Source organism: Mycobacterium spongiae (genome assembly GCF_018278905.1).
GTDB lineage: Bacteria > Actinomycetota > Actinomycetes > Mycobacteriales > Mycobacteriaceae > Mycobacterium > Mycobacterium spongiae.
Map to the genome: position 1 here is coordinate 3,763,726 of NZ_CP046600.1, position 14,402 is coordinate 3,778,127.

At 64.7% G+C, this 14,402-nt stretch carries 13 protein-coding genes; 5 read left to right on the forward strand and 8 right to left on the reverse strand.

Annotated features, from left to right (window positions below):
* Positions 1 to 60: 60 nt before the first annotated feature.
* The 3 genes from F6B93_RS15295 to F6B93_RS15305 form a co-directional block, all read right to left on the reverse strand.
* On the reverse strand, positions 61 to 744 hold the full coding sequence (locus F6B93_RS15295; protein ID WP_211695835.1) for a DUF2461 family protein: 684 nt from the start codon (positions 742 to 744) through the stop codon (positions 61 to 63).
* On the reverse strand, positions 741 to 1,064 hold the full coding sequence (locus F6B93_RS15300) for an MmcQ/YjbR family DNA-binding protein (RefSeq protein ID WP_211695836.1): 324 nt from the start codon (positions 1,062 to 1,064) through the stop codon (positions 741 to 743). Before F6B93_RS15300 ends, F6B93_RS15295 begins: the two co-directional genes overlap by 4 nt.
* Positions 1,065 to 1,156: 92 nt before the next feature.
* Positions 1,157 to 1,510: a nuclear transport factor 2 family protein gene (locus tag F6B93_RS15305; RefSeq protein WP_211695837.1), complete on the reverse strand. Its 354-nt coding sequence runs from the start codon at positions 1,508 to 1,510 to the stop codon at positions 1,157 to 1,159.
* Between the two features lie 288 nt (positions 1,511 to 1,798).
* Between F6B93_RS15305 and F6B93_RS15310 the strand changes: the two genes are divergently transcribed.
* Positions 1,799 to 2,437 (forward strand): TetR/AcrR family transcriptional regulator, encoded by a 639-nt coding sequence (locus F6B93_RS15310; RefSeq protein WP_211699528.1) that lies wholly within the window; start codon positions 1,799 to 1,801, stop codon positions 2,435 to 2,437.
* An 11-nt stretch (positions 2,438 to 2,448) separates the two neighbouring features.
* On the opposite strand, the gene F6B93_RS15315 is transcribed toward F6B93_RS15310, so the two are convergent.
* The 3 genes from F6B93_RS15315 to F6B93_RS15325 form a co-directional block, all read right to left on the reverse strand.
* A complete protein-coding gene (locus F6B93_RS15315; protein WP_211695838.1) occupies positions 2,449 to 3,903 on the reverse strand; it encodes a mechanosensitive ion channel domain-containing protein in 1,455 nt (484 codons plus the stop codon).
* A complete protein-coding gene (locus tag F6B93_RS15320) occupies positions 3,900 to 6,077 on the reverse strand; it encodes an adenylate/guanylate cyclase domain-containing protein (RefSeq protein ID WP_425518458.1) in 2,178 nt (725 codons plus the stop codon). Before F6B93_RS15320 ends, F6B93_RS15315 begins: the two co-directional genes overlap by 4 nt.
* A gap of 283 nt (positions 6,078 to 6,360) precedes the next feature.
* On the reverse strand, positions 6,361 to 7,737 hold the full coding sequence (locus tag F6B93_RS15325; protein WP_211695840.1) for an HNH endonuclease signature motif containing protein: 1,377 nt from the start codon (positions 7,735 to 7,737) through the stop codon (positions 6,361 to 6,363).
* Positions 7,738 to 7,860: 123 nt separating this feature from the next.
* Here F6B93_RS15325 and F6B93_RS15330 point away from each other — a divergent pair, with 123 nt between their 5' ends.
* Together F6B93_RS15330 and F6B93_RS15335 are read left to right on the forward strand one after the other, a co-directional pair.
* Positions 7,861 to 8,727, forward strand: coding sequence for a PfkB family carbohydrate kinase (locus tag F6B93_RS15330; RefSeq protein ID WP_211695841.1), 867 nt, complete (start codon positions 7,861 to 7,863; stop codon positions 8,725 to 8,727).
* A 75-nt stretch (positions 8,728 to 8,802) separates the two neighbouring features.
* Positions 8,803 to 9,423 (forward strand): methyltransferase family protein, encoded by a 621-nt coding sequence (locus tag F6B93_RS15335; RefSeq protein WP_211695842.1) that lies wholly within the window; start codon positions 8,803 to 8,805, stop codon positions 9,421 to 9,423.
* A gap of 18 nt (positions 9,424 to 9,441) precedes the next feature.
* Here the strand turns inward: F6B93_RS15335 and F6B93_RS15340 are convergent, their stop codons facing one another.
* A complete protein-coding gene (locus tag F6B93_RS15340) occupies positions 9,442 to 11,484 on the reverse strand; it encodes an NAD(+) synthase (protein WP_211695843.1) in 2,043 nt (680 codons plus the stop codon).
* Positions 11,485 to 11,542: 58 nt separating this feature from the next.
* Here F6B93_RS15340 and F6B93_RS15345 point away from each other — a divergent pair, with 58 nt between their 5' ends.
* A complete protein-coding gene (locus tag F6B93_RS15345; protein WP_211695844.1) occupies positions 11,543 to 12,385 on the forward strand; it encodes an NAD-dependent protein deacetylase in 843 nt (280 codons plus the stop codon).
* Here the strand turns inward: F6B93_RS15345 and F6B93_RS15350 are convergent.
* Positions 12,382 to 13,650 carry a cytochrome P450 gene (locus F6B93_RS15350; RefSeq protein WP_211695845.1) on the reverse strand — a complete coding sequence of 423 codons (1,269 nt, stop codon included), beginning with the start codon at positions 13,648 to 13,650 and terminating at the stop codon, positions 12,382 to 12,384. The two genes, F6B93_RS15345 and F6B93_RS15350, sit on opposite strands and share 4 nt — an antisense overlap.
* 106 nt (positions 13,651 to 13,756) lie before the next feature.
* Between F6B93_RS15350 and F6B93_RS15355 the strand changes: the two genes are divergently transcribed.
* Positions 13,757 to 14,395 carry a TetR/AcrR family transcriptional regulator gene (locus F6B93_RS15355; protein ID WP_211695846.1) on the forward strand — a complete coding sequence of 213 codons (639 nt, stop codon included), beginning with the start codon at positions 13,757 to 13,759 and terminating at the stop codon, positions 14,393 to 14,395.
* Positions 14,396 to 14,402 lie beyond the last annotated feature (7 nt).

Genomic DNA, 14,402 nt, shown 5'->3' on the forward strand with positions numbered 1-14,402 from the left:
CGGGTGCACGAGGTCACTACCGTATGTCCAGCTCGGTCTTAGCGACCCGATCAGGATGGCCTAAGAAGCACCCATCTGAGCAACGAGCCAGCGGTGCAGGCCCGCAAGTTTGCTGAGCCGCGCGGTGCAGAATGCGGTCAACGCGCCTGTCGATACTTCCTCGGGCAGCGGCTCCGCCCAGCGGAGCTGGAACGTCGCCTTGTGCCGCAACAGGTCTGCGCCGGGGTGATCGGGCGGGAATGGCGAAGGGACCCGTTTGAGATCCGCGCCAGCGATGTCGACGTCGCCGATGGCAGCTTGGATGTCCTCAATCAGCCGACGCAGCTCCTCGGCAACCGGGGGGTCACCGACCGCAGCACGCCAACGGTCGGTCGATGCGAACACCACACCGGACGCGAAACCGATCTGGCCCGGGTCAATGCGAAGGAACAACGTCGGCGCGGTCTTTTTCGGCGTTCCCTCCCAAAAGCGAAACATCACGTGATCCTTGTAGCGCGGACCATCGGGGTTGAAGCGCAGGTCACGGTTGATCGGGGCGATCGAGCCATTGACCTTTGGTTCGGCGATGAGACCAGGCGAGATCTGTTCGGTCAGCTGGGCGCCGAGGTCGTCGACGAGGTCGCGGGCGGGGTTCAGCACGTGCTCTTCCCAGTCAGGTCGCACCGCGGAGAAGCCCGCCGAGTCCAGGGTGGGCAAGCGCGCGAGCAGCGCCAACCCGGCGGGCGGAAAGCCGAGAAAGGTCATTGTTGCCCACTCACGAATTGCCGCGCCTCGTCGATGAGGGCGGTCCATCTGGCCTCGTCGCGGTCGTCGACCAGGACCCATTCCCGGAAGGTGCGTCCCGCCGGGGCAAAGGGTTTGCCGATCCCCGCATCGATGAGCTCTTCGACGCGCGGCCGCGGCAGTTTCGCGATGAGATCTCCGGTGCGATGGTCGCACGAAGCAAAGAATGCTCCGTCGACTCGCAAGCACGGAAAGCCCATCATCGTCCCCGGCTCAACCCCGGGCTGGCTCAGCGCGGTGACCGCGACATCGTGGAAGAAGGCGTCGGGTTGCTCGGACATCAGTAGTCCTCTCAGACGGTGAGTGCGGCGCCAGGGTTGCCGGCGGTGCGCTCATCCTATGAGCGACGTCCGACAAGTATTGGATCGCGCGGTCACCCCGGCATCGCCTGGCGCAGCAAGGTCGCATCGAAGACGAGCCGGATCGTGGCGATCTTGCCGCCGCGCAACCCGAAGAACTCAGCGGTTCTGATCGTTCCGGCGGGCGAGTTAGTGACGCAGTCATACAGCAGCGCGGCCCCATCGTCGCTGTAGAACTGCGCGAGCAGGTCCACTCTTGTGAGCATCTGGGCGAATCCGGTCAGCGTCGCAATGAAGTCGTCGGCGTTGGTGAACGTGTCGATCGACCCCTGAAAGTCGAGGTCATCGGCCAGGTGGGAACGCGCGGTCACCATATCGCCCCGCGTCCACGACTCGTGATAGGTCGTCACCACACGTGCTGCGCTCATCGCACTTCCTTCCAGAACTTGGTGCGGCACGCGCCGCGGCGTCGGGTGGCAGCGTAGCGGGCCGCCGACGCAGCCGACACTCAGGACCAGATGCGGACCGCGCGGTTGTGCCAGGTCGTCGATCCCGGCTCGGGCCAACGCCAACCCGCTGGCCCCTCCGGTGCCGGCGCTGCCACTGTTTAGGCGACAACACGCGTCCAATGGATGGTCTATTCTTGGCGTTTGCCCTCTAACCTGGTGCCACCGCCACCGCACCGCACCGGACCGCACCGACGATTGGGGAAGACGATGCGCACCCATGGCTGGTCGGGTTCCAAGCCAAGCTCCGATGAAGAAGCTGTCGAACGGATACTGGCCGCGGCCAAGCGAGCGATCGACCATAGTGGACCTGACTTCAGCATCGTCGACGTCGCCCGTGATCTGGGAGTCACCCGCCAAACGGTCTACCGGTACTTTCCAAGCACCGAGGCGTTGCTGACCGCCACCGCGATTGGCGCGGTCGGCCCCTTCCTCGACAACATGGCCATTCACCTCACCGGACTTCACGATCCGGGCGAAGCAGTGGTCGAATCCATCGTCTATGTGCTGGAGCGGCTTCCTCATGATCCATACCTGAGCTTGTTGATGTCCCCGGGATCGACGCTCGTGTCGCCAGCGAGGGTTACCTCCGACGTAGCGCTGGCTTTTGGCCGCTTGATCATCGATCGCTTCGACATCGACTGGCCCAGCATCGGTTTCGATGATGCCGATATCAATGGCCTGGTCGAGCACACGCTTCGGACTCTGCAATCGTTCATCATCGATCCCGGCCGGCCACCGCGGCTGGGCGATGACCTGCGAAACTACCTGAGGCTATGGGTGGCACCCGCGATCCCAGGCACCCAGATAGCCAAGAAAGAGACGCACGCTCCACGACACAACAGCTGACGACGCGTTCGTCACCGCTCTCTGCCAGAAACACGCCCTCGCTGAGCGCCCTCCCGGTAGCCTAACTGCGACACCGTGTTCCGGTACTCGTCGATGATCCGAGCGAAGTCTTGCAGCAAAGCTGGTCTGCGGGTGACCAGTTCCTCGATATGTTCACGGTTGAGTTCTAGCGCCGTCACTTCTTCTAACGCGTATGCGCCGGTGAAGCTGGGTTGGCGGGTCAGCGTGGTCAGCCCCAGGAAGGATCCTTCATACAGCGTGCCGACCGTGACGACCAAGCCATCGTCGTCGGTAGCGGTGAGCCGAATGCTGCCGGCAACCACAAAGGAAATCCTCGTGGGCACCTCACCCAGGTGTTGCATGGCTTCGTCGGCACCGTAGCGCACCATCCGCGCCTGCGGAATGAGCGATTGGCGATCTGCTTCGGTCAGCCGCAGCGCCGGCCCAACGATGTCACGCAACGCTGCCTCGATGCGTTCCGGCGTCGAAAAATCGTCATAGGCGCCGTCGAGGTGCAGCCCTTCCCGCCGAGCCGCGTACCAGATCCACCGCAAGAAGTCGGATTTCGCGGCGAAGGCATCGGTAGCCGAGTTCAGGCCGACCGACGTGCTGTACTGGGTCGCGCCACCGGCCCAGGTCGTGGCCGTTCCGACGGCCAACGTCGAAGGCTCAACGCCGGGCTTGAGCTGCGGCAGGGCACTCGCGACTCGCGACAGCAACGCGCACACCCGATCGGGCGGGTCGATGGACAAGAAGGTGGTCACGATCAGGATGTCGTGCGGTCCGTCAGGGCGACTTAGGTTGGTGAAGGAGGTGCCGGCCAGCACCGAGTTCGGAATGATCTCCAGCCCACCAACTTTGGCAATGTGCACGGCCCGCCAGTTGACCTCGACGACTTGTCCTCGCGTCGTCGCGACCATCAGCCAGTCGCCGATCCCGAAGGGTCGCTCGAACAGCAAGAACAGCCCCGACACGACCTGGCCCACGGAGTTCTGCAGCATCAGGCCGACGACGAGCGACCCCACGCCCAGCGCGGTGAACAGGCCTCCGATCCGGATTCCCCAGATATAGGACAGGATCAGCGCCAAGCCCACGCCGATCAGCAGCAGGCGGGCAACGTCGACCAGAATGCCGGGGAGCCGTTTACGCCACGAGCCGGTCGGCGCTCCCTGGAAGAGGGTGGCATTGAGCCCGGACAGCGCCAACACCAGCACCGTGAAGGCGAACAGCGTCGCGATGATCCGTATCCAGGTGTTGTCGGTGGGGACCTGTGTCGCCCCGACGAGCAGCGCCAGCAGCGCCGCGAGCGGCAACAGATAGTTGCGCAACAGGTTGACCGGGCCGGCGAGATAGCTCTGTCTGCGGACGAGGGCGTGGTGCCACTCGGTCAGGATGATGAGCCCCGCCGGAAGTCCTACCGCGACACCAATCGCCCAGTAGAACCAGGACCCACCGGGCGGGTTCACGGACGCTCCGACAATCGCCAGATTTGCTGCTCGGACCCGCCGACCACAATCGTGCCGGCCGGCGTGAACTCCCGTGTGTCCCCCATGACCTCGTAGACTCCTGCGCTCACGTAGATGCCGGCCTGCGGCATGCCACTGTGCATCTGGTATGCCAGGCTCACCGCGGGCCCCCACAGGTCGTAGGCGACACTGGACAGCCCCACCAGTCCACTGACCGCGGTTCCGGTGGTGATACCGGCGCGAAGCGCGACACCGTCACCGGTCCTGCCGTTGAACCGGTCTACGATGCGCTGCATTTCCAGGGCGAAGTCGACGGTTCGCCGCACATTGTCCAGTCGCGGGGTGGTGACTCCGCAGGCGGCGAGGTAGCCGTTGTGCAGAGTGCGGACCCGCTCGACGCCCAGCGATTCGGCAGCCGAATCGAACTGCCGGACCAGTCCGTTCAGCTTCTCTACCAATTCATCGCCCGAGAGTTCCGTCGACACCTCGTCGAGTCCGACGATGTCGGCGTAGATAGCGGTGATGTCGTGGTGCTCGGCGGCGATCGTCTCGTCGCCCTGGCGGTAGCGCTCCATCACCGCCTCCGGCATCAGCGACCGCAACAGCCGGTTGTTTTCTTCGCGCTGCTCGGTGAGCAGCTCCTCCTTGATCCGCAGACTTCGACTCATCGCGTTGAAAGCGGCCGCGAGATCGCCAATTTCGCCGCTCGCCGTCTCCGGGATAGCGACGTCGTAGTCGCCCGCGCTGATCTTGTTGGCGCCGACCTCCAGCCGCCGGATGGGCCGGACAAACGCCCTCGCAGCCAGCGCCGAGACCAGGCAGACGACGAAAATGATCGCGGCGGTGGTCAGTACGATCCTTCTGGTGAACCACGCCGCCCGCGCGAACGCCTCGGAGTTGTCTTTGGTCGCCAGAATCGACCACTGCAGGTCGGAGTCCGGCACAGTCAGCGGGGCGTAGGCCTGCATCTCCCGCATACCCAAATAGCCTTCGGCGGTGATGATCCCGGTCTCGCCGCGTTGGGCGGCGCGCAGCGCCGCACCGGGAACGGGCTGCACCAGCGTCGTGCCACCCAACCGGATCGCTTCGTCCACGACCGCGGACGCGGTGCCCGCGGCCACCGCCTCACGGCGGTATTCCTCCGGATCCTCAAGGAAGAGACGCGAATCCGACCGCATCAGATCGTCCGGACCGGCCAGGTACGTCTCGGTCGTCGCGCCTAGCCCCAGTTGTTGCCAGTCCTTGTCGAAGGTCATGACGCGATTGATCTTCGCGATCGGTAGCGGCACGGCCAATACGCCATAGGTCTCACCGTGCGATCGGACCGGCGCCACCATCCAGGCCGTCGGTGCACCCAGATCCGGCTGATAGCGCCCAAAGTCGGTGATCCAGGCGAAGTTCAAGGCGTTGGCGCCCAGCGCCTTTTCGTAGCCATCATGCAGTTCGGATTCGCGATACGGCCCAGACACGATATTGGTGCCCAAGTCGAAACCCTTGTTCACGCTGTAGACGACGTTGCCTTGAGCATCCAGCAGCAGCGCGTCCCGGTATTCGAAACGAGTGACCATGTCCCGGAAATAGCCGTCAAAACGAGTGTTTGCCGCCGACCATGCGCGACCTTCGGGACTGTCATCAGTCGTGGCCGCGTCACCGTCCGCCGCAGCCGCCACGGTGTAGTGGGTCTGAAGGTACCGCGGGGCGCTGGAACTCGGTAGCACGGCGTCGATGTCAAGTTTGACGCCGGTGTCCCGCTCTGTCGGCGCGATGAGTTCGTTGGTGTAGTAGTCGACGAGTGCCAGCTGCTGCTCGGGGTCGATCGTTGCGTTGGCAAGCTGATCGAAGCCGGCTGTGAACAGTTGCGCGGCCGCGACCACGATCGTGCTGCTGCTGTAGGAGACTAGCGAGGTCGTCAAGTTTTCGAACTCGGCCTGGATCGCTCGTTCCTGCGACGTCCGCAGCTGTGTCAACCACCGAGCCGACGAGACCGTCGACAATTCACGGCCTGTTCCGAACGCGACGACGGCGATGACCGCCGCCGACACGATGCTGGACATCAACAGCATCACGATGAGCTTGGACTGGATGCTCATCCGAGAAAACAGCCCCCGCCAGCGTCTGCGCCTTCGCACCGGCACGGGCGTTGCTCCCGGCACTGGTGCCTGTTGCGACGTCACCCGCTCTCCATTCACTCGTGCGCCGAGAAACACGGACTCCGCTGCAGACTAGCCTGCCGCGACCAGGCATATTGCCGTTAGCAAAAAGTAAGACGTTGGCCGAAAGTGATAGGCATCCAGGAAGCTCCGCAGCGTCAGCAGAATGGCGGCCTCCGCAATGAGTGCCGACATCTTTGGCGGACAAGTTCCATTGAGCCACGTGGCGTCCATAACCGTGGGACCACCCAGATCGCACCGCGTGCAATCGCAGCAGGCAGCTTGCGACGCCGGTTGCGGTTGAGGCTCAGGAAGCCTCGGGCTCCCCGCCGTCAGTAAGCAGTCTCTCGGGATGGTGGTATCCATTGATCCGGGGTTGGCCCCGTAGAACCGAAGAGTCCAGATGCGGCGGCGGGATCCATTCGGTGTCGCCGTTTGCGCGTTTTCGGGTGGTCCAGCCCTTTTCGGCCAGCGGGTGGTCTTGGCCGCAGGCGAAGGTCAGGTCGTTGACATCGGTAGTGCGGCAGGCCGCATACGGGGTGAGGTGGTGGACTTCGCAGAGATAGCCGGGCACATCGCAGCCGGGGCGGGTACAGCCGCGGTCCTTGGCGTAGAGCACGATGCGTTGCCCGGGCGAGGCCAACCGTTTGGTGTGGTAGAGCCCGATGGCTTTGCCCTGGTCGAAAATCGCCAGGTAATGGTGGGCATGGCGAGCCAGGCGGATGACATCGGTCATCGGCAACAGGCTGCCGCCACCGGTGAGTGCCGTGCCGGTGGCTGACTCCAGGTCTTTCAACGTGGTGGACACCACGATGGTGGCCGGCAGCCCGTTGTGTTGACCGAGCTCTCCGCTGGCCAACAGCGCGCGTAGCGCGGCAGTGAGGCCGTCGTGGTTGCGTTGGCCGGTGCTGCGGGCGTCGCGCTCGATTACCGGGTGTGCGGCCACGCCGTCGATCACCGGGGTCTGGTCGTCGGGATTGCACATTCCGGGTGCGGCCAGTTTGGCCAGCACCGCCTCCAGGGTGGCGCGCGCCTCGGGCGTGAGCCAGCCGGTCAGCTTCGACATGCCGTCGATGTCTTGGTTGCCCAGGCTGAGTCCACGCCGACGAGCGCGGTGCTCGTCGGTGTAGTCGCCGTCGGGGTGGAGGTAGTCCAGGAGCCGCTGGGCCAGCTTGGCCAGCTCGTCGGGGCGAAACCCGGTGGCCAGCGCGGCGAGGTGGGCTTCGGCGTGCTCGCGGGTGTTGGCATCCACCGTGGTGGGCAGCCGACCGAGAAATTCCCGGATGACGCGGACGTGGCCGTCGCCGAGGAGGCCGTCGCGCTGGGCTTGGGCGGTCGCGGTCAACAGCGGTGCCAGGGGTTGGCCGGTCAGGGCACGGCGGGGCCCGAGGTCGGCGGCCGCGGTGATCCGGCGGCTGGCGTCGCTGCGGGTGATGTGGAGCCGGTCGGCGAGCGTTCTGGGCAGGGTGGCGCCGAGCTCGGTCGCGCTGGCCTGCTCGCCGATCTGGTTGATCAACTCATGCTCGACGACGGGTAGCCGGCGGCGCAGCGTCTCCACGCGCTCGAGCAACGTCAGCCTTTCCGGAGTTGTCAGGGCATCGAACGACAACCCGCAGGCGCGGTCCAGATCATCCTCGAGCGCGTCGAGGACCGCGAGGATCTCCTCGCGACTGCTCGAACTCATGTTCGAATTCTATCGCAGGGCACCGACAATCAGTCCCGCCCATGAGACCACTGAAATCACAGCGACACAGATGATTTCAGTCGACTGGGCTGCCCTGCGTACGAGTCGACTAACCTCAGCGGAATGGCACCCCGAGTGTGCGTGGTCGGCAGCGCGAACATGGACATGACCTTCAACGTCACCAAGCTGCCACGCCCGGGCGAGACCATGTTGGCGTCGGCATTGACATGCGCACCAGGCGGGAAGGGCTGCAATCAAGCGATCGCCGCGGCGCGAGCCGGCGCGCGGGTGCGGTTTGTCGGTGCCGTCGGCGATGATCCTGCCGGCAACCACGTGCGAGCCCACCTGCTCGCCAACGGAATCGACGTGGCGGGGACCAGCGTGGTCCCCGGACCGAGCGGGACGGCGGTCATCATGGTCGACGCCGACGCCGAGAACGCCATCGTCGCGGCGCCGGGCGCCAACGCGCACCTGGTAGTGGCGCCGACGGTGGGCGCCGACTGCGAGGTGTTGCTGACCCAGTTGGAGATTCCCTTGGCGGCGGCGACAGCGGCGGCGCGCCAAGCCCGGGCGGCCGGGGCGGTCGTCGTGGTCAATGCGTCACCGGTCGGCCAGGATCACAGTTCGCTGGCCGAACTGGCGGCCGATGTCGACGTCGTTATCGCAAACGAGCGCGAGGCAGCCGACTGGCTCTGGCAGCCAGAACATTTCGTGATGACCCGCGGAGCCCGCGGCGTCCGGTACCGCGGTGCCGACGGGGAGTTCGATGTGGCCGCCCCGAAGGTATCGGCAGTGGACACCACCGGAGCCGGCGATGTGTTCGCCGGCGTTCTGGCCGCGCACTGGCCAACCAAGCACGGTTCTGCGGCACAGCGGCTGCGCGCGCTGCAGCGGGCAAGCACCGCGGGCGCACTGGCGACTCTCAAGCTCGGCGCCGGCGACTGTGCACCTCCTGCCGAAGCGATCGAAGCCGCCCTCCGATGCGGTTGAGGTGCGAACGAGGTGCGAATGAGTGGCGGATGAGATAGTGGCTATCCGACGGACCACACAGCGGGAGGACCTGCGATGCCAGCAACTACCTCGGCCGATATCGCGTTGGTGTTGTTCGCGGTTTTTGCACTGCTCGGATTTGGTTGGCGTAGCTGGGTTCAATACCGGCGCACCGGATCGAGCGGCTATCGCGGCGTCAGCGGCCGAATCGGCTCACCAGAATGGTTGGCTGGCATCGGATTTGCCGTAGCACTCATGGTGACGGTCGCGGGCGTGATTGTGCAGCGGATCGATCTTGTCAGGCCACTTGCAGTCCTGACCGCGGTGTGGATTCAGGTGGCTGGGATCCTGGTGGCGGTCGTCGGCATCGTGGCGACGGTCTACGCCCAGCTCGCTATGGGTGATTCGTGGCGAATCGGGGTCGATGAGCAGGAGTCCACGACGCTGGTAGCCACCGGGCCATTCGGCTGGGTGCGTAATCCCATCTACACCGCCATGTTCGTGTTTAGCCTCGGGGTGGTGCTCCTCACGCCGAATCTTGCCGTTTTCGCCGGGTTTATCCTGCTCGTTTGCTCGATCGAAGTACAGGTCCGTGTCGTTGAGGAGCCGTACCTGCTCCGGGAGCATGGGGATTCCTATCGGGCTTACTGCGCCAAGGTAGGGCGGTTTGTTCCAGCGGTGGGGCGGATTCGCTAGGCATTTGCCCAGCACGCGCTAGTCGACGGGTATGTCGCGTTCTATTTCGGCGAGCCAGACCCGCGCCGACATGTCCGATGGGGCTCGCCAGTCCCCTCGCGGCGACAACGCGCCACCGTGCGACACCTTGGGACCGTTGGGCAATGCCGAGCGTTTGAACTGACTGAAGGAGTAGAACCGCTCGACGAAAACCGTGAGCCAGTGCCGAATCTGGGCCAACGAATAGGACGGTCGCTTATTCTCGGGGAATCCGGACGGCCAGGTGCCGTGATCAGGGTCGCTCCACGCGTGCCAGGCGAGGAAGGCGATCTTCGATGGCCGGAACCCGTAACGCAGTACCTGATACAGCGAGAAATCCTGCAGGGCAAACGGGCCGATTTTTGCCTCGCTGCTCTGCAGTTCCTCCTCCTCACCGGTGGGAACCAGTTCGGGCGTGATCTCGGTGTCGAGGACCGACTGGAGCACCTCACCCACCTGCGCCTCGAATTCGCCGGAGGTGATGACCCAGCGCATCAGGTGCTGGATCAGCGTCTTGGGCACACCGGCATTGACGTTGTAGTGCGACATCTGGTCACCAACGCCGTATGTCGACCAGCCCAAGCCCAGCTCCGACAGGTCGCCGGTGCCCAGCACGATTCCTCCGCGTTGGTTGGCGATACGGAACAGGTAGTCGGTGCGCAAACCGGCCTGCACGTTTTCGAACGTGACGTCGTAAGTCTCCTCACCGGCCGAAAACGGATGACCGATGGTGGCCAACATCAGCCGTGCGGTGTCGCGGATGTCGACTTCAGCGAAGGTGACGCCCAACGCGTGCGCCAACCGCGCCGCGTTGCCCTTGGTGCGGTCGCTGGTAGCGAAGCCGGGCATGGTAAACGCCAAGATGTCGCTGCGCGGCCGGCCCTCTCGATCCATCGCGCGCGCCGCGACGATCAATGCATGCGTCGAATCCAGGCCACCCGAAACGCCGACGACCACCTTCGGATAGTTCAGCGAACGGAGCCGCTGCTCCAGCCCGGACACCTGAATGTTGTAGGCCTCGTAGCAATCCTGCTGCAGTCGAAGCGGATCAGCGGGGACAAAGGGAAAACGCTCTACCTCGCGAAGCAGGCCGATGTCGCCGGCCGGCGGGTCGAGCCGGAAATCGATGCGCCGCACTGACTCTGCCAACAGCCCGTGGTGGCGTCGATTGTCGTCAAAGGTGCCCATCCGCAGCCGTTCCGATCGAAGCAACTCGGTGTCCACGTCGGCGACCGACCGGCGCTCCCCCTTCGGGAAGCGCTCAGACTGCGCGAGCAACACTCCGTTTTCCCAGATCATCGTCTGGCCATCCCACGCCAGGTCGGTCGTCGACTCACCCTCCCCCGCGGCGGCATAGACGTAGGCGGCCAGACAGCGCGCGGATGCCGAACGTGCCAGCAGGCGGCGGTCGTCGGCGCGACCGATCGTGATTGGGCTACCAGAGAGGTTCGCCAATACCGTGGCGCCCGCCAAGGCTGCCTCCGCGCTTGGCGGCACCGGTACGAACATGTCCTCACAGATCTCGACGTGCAGCACAAACCCCGGCAGATCCGATGCGCAGAACAGCAAGTCGGGGCCGAAGGCTGCGTCGATACCACCGATCCGGATCGTGCCGCGCTCCCCAGTGCCGGCAGCGAACTGCCGGCTCTCGTAGAACTCTCGGTAGGTAGGCAGGTAGGACTTGGGTACCACGCCAAGCACAGCGCCGCGGTGGATGACAACCGCGGCGTTGTAGATGCGATGCCGATGGCGCAGCGGAGCCCCCACGACGAGTATCGGCAGCAGCTCGGCGGACGCGGCGACCAGATCGAGCAATGCATTCTCGACGGCGTCGAGCAGGACATCCTGCAGGAGCACGTCCTCGATCGAGTAACCCGACAGCGTCAACTCGGGGAACACCGCCAGCGCTACGCCCTCGTCGTGACATGCGCGTGCCAGCCGCAGGACCGAGGCGGCATTGGCCGCCGGATCGCCGATGGTGGTGTGGTGCGTGCAGGCGGCAACGCGCACGAACCCGTGCTGGTAAGCCGAGTAGAAGTTCATCGCTCCCTCATTGTCGCTCGCGGAGCCGAAATTCCCGAATCAGCCTAAGCTCGGGTAGGTGCAATCCCCCCAATCACCCGAACTTGTTGCGGTGCTGGCCGGTCGCCGGGTGGCGGCGTTGACCGGTGCGGGGATTTCCACCGACTCGGGCATCCCCGACTATCGTGGCCCCGACTCGCCGCCGAGCAATCCCATGACGATTCGCCAGTTCACCTCGGACCCGGTGTTTCGGCAACGCTACTGGGCGCGCAACCACCTCGGCTGGCGGCACATGGACGAAACCCGGCCCAATGCCGGGCATCGGGCGCTGGCCGCGCTCGAGCACGCGGGGGTGGTGACCGGCGTCGTCACCCAGAACGTCGACCTGCTGCACACCAAAGCCGGCAGCGTCAACGTGGTGAATCTGCACGGCAGCTATGCGCAGGTGACGTGCCTGAGCTGTGGTGACACCACCACCCGTGCGGCGCTGGCCGAGCAATTGGAAACACTCAACCCGGGATTCGTGGAGCGCATCGATGCGGTGGGTGGGTTGGCGGTCGCCCCGGACGCCGACGCCGTTGTGGCCGATACCGAGTCATTTCGCTATCTGGACTGCAGGCGCTGCGGTGGCATGCTCAAGCCCGATATCGTCTACTTCGGCGAGAATGTGCCGAAAGAACGTGTTGCACAGGCGTATTCACTGATTGATGGCGCCGAAGCGCTGCTGGTTGTGGGCTCGTCGCTGGCGGTGTTCTCCGGATACCGGTTTGTCCGACACGCAGCGGCGCTGGGCATCCCGGTTGCGATCGTCAACCGCGGTCGCACCCGCGGCGACGACCTGGCAACCGTCAAGGTCGACGGCGGGTGCTCCGAGCTGCTGGCGCTGCTGTGCGACGAACTGTCACCGATGCCCTTGCGCTAGAAGGCGCAGGGCATGCTACGGATACCGTGGATGAAGTTGTTCGGCACGTATGTCGCTTCCCCGGCCTCGATATCCGGCAGCTGCCGGAGCAACTCGCCGAAAATGGCGCGCAGCTGCGCCCGTGCCACGTGGGCGCCGAGGCAGAAGTGGACTCCACCGCCGCCGAAGCCGATGTGTGGGTTGGGACTGCGGCTCAGGTCCAACCGGTCCGGGCGGTCGAAGGCCTCGTCGTCCCAATTGCCGGACGGATAGAACATCACCACCCGCTCCCCCGCCCGGATGGTCTGACCACTCAGCTCGAAATCCGAAACGGCCGTGCGCCGGAAGGTCATTACCGGTGTGGCCCAACGGATGAACTCCTCGACGGCCGTGCCAATGCGGTTGTCGAAGTCCGCCAGCAGCCATGCCCGCTGGTCGGGAAAATCGGTGAGCGCCTTCATCGCATGGCTGGTGGTCTGGCGGGTGGTGTCGTTGGCCGCCACAGCGAGTAACACGAAAAAGGCCCCAACATCCGCGTCCGTTAATCGGTCACCGTCGACCTCGGCATTGACCAGGCCACTGAACAGGTCGTCGCCGGGCTGCTCGCGGCGCTGGCCGGCCAGTGAGCCAGCCACCGAATGCAGATACATCTGGTTTTCGACCATGACCTGCAACGGATTACGCCCGTCGAGGTAGACCGGGTCGGACCAGGACACCATTGCATCGGCGGCGTGGGCGACATGCTCGCGCTCGGATTCGGGAATCCCCACCATGTCCGACAACGTGCGGATAGGTAGTTCCTTGGCGCAGTGGTCGACGAAATCGGCCCCGCTGCCGGCAGCCCGCAGCTCCTCGACAATGGTCTTAGCGTTTGTCTTGATGGAGTCCTCGATCCGGCGGACCTGACGGGGCGTGAACGCAGCGCTGATGAGCTTTCGCAGCATGGTGTGTCGCGGCGGGTCCATCGCCAGGAAAGACATTGACGCTTCGAGAAGCTCCTCGGGGACGTTCTCGAAAGTCACCCCCTTACCCGAGACGAACACCTGGTTGTTTCGGCTAACCGTGACGATGTCAGCGCGTCGCGTCACCGCCCAATATCCCCGATCGGCGGGATCATGCATAAGCGCGTCTTCGACCGGCGGATGCCAGCTCACCGGTCGTTCCGCGCGCAGCACCGCGAACGAGCGCTCCCGTTCGGCCGCCGACAAGGACCAAAACGCGCGCGAGGACAGATCGATCGGGTCATAGGTGCGAGCGCTGCCGGATATCTCAGTCACTAGTGCCATCGCGGTGACCTCCTTATCGCCCAATTGCCCGACTATATGTCTAGACATATTGTCTAGTCAAGGCGTCATCAGGCCGGCTATGCTAGCCAAAACACAGGAAGGAACCATGCCGTCGGTGACCCGGAAGCCGCAGGCCAATCGCCAGCAGCGACGAGAGCACATGGAGCGCCGATTGCTGGACGCCACCGAAAGGCTGATGAGCGACGGCGCCTCTTTCACCGAGCTCAGCGTGGATCGGTTGGCGACCGAGGCCGGCATGTCACGCGCCAGCTTCTATATCTACTTTGAGGACAAGGGCCATCTTCTTCGCCGCCTGGCCGGTCAGGTATTCGACGATCTCGCTTCCGATTCCGAGCGCTGGTGGGGCGTAGCCTGGCGACACAATCCGGACGACCTGCACGCCGCGATGGCCGGCATCATTGCCAGCTTTCGACGTCATCAGCCGCTGCTCGTTGCCCTTGCCGAGATGGCCGCATATGAGCCATTGACGGCGCAGATCTATCGCGATCTGCTGGCCGGAATTTCAGAGCGGCTCGCCGGGGTCATCCAGGACGGTCAGGCGGACGGTTCGATCCGTCGGGAGCTGCCGGCACTCACCACGGCCAGCGCGCTGACGTGGATGGTCGAGCGAGCGTGCCAGCAGAACCTGCCGGATTCCCAGCCTCGCTACGACGCCGAGCTGGCCGCGACTCTCACCGAGATCGTCTGGGGTGCACTGTATCTCACGCCTGCGTCGACGGAGTGAGGAAGGC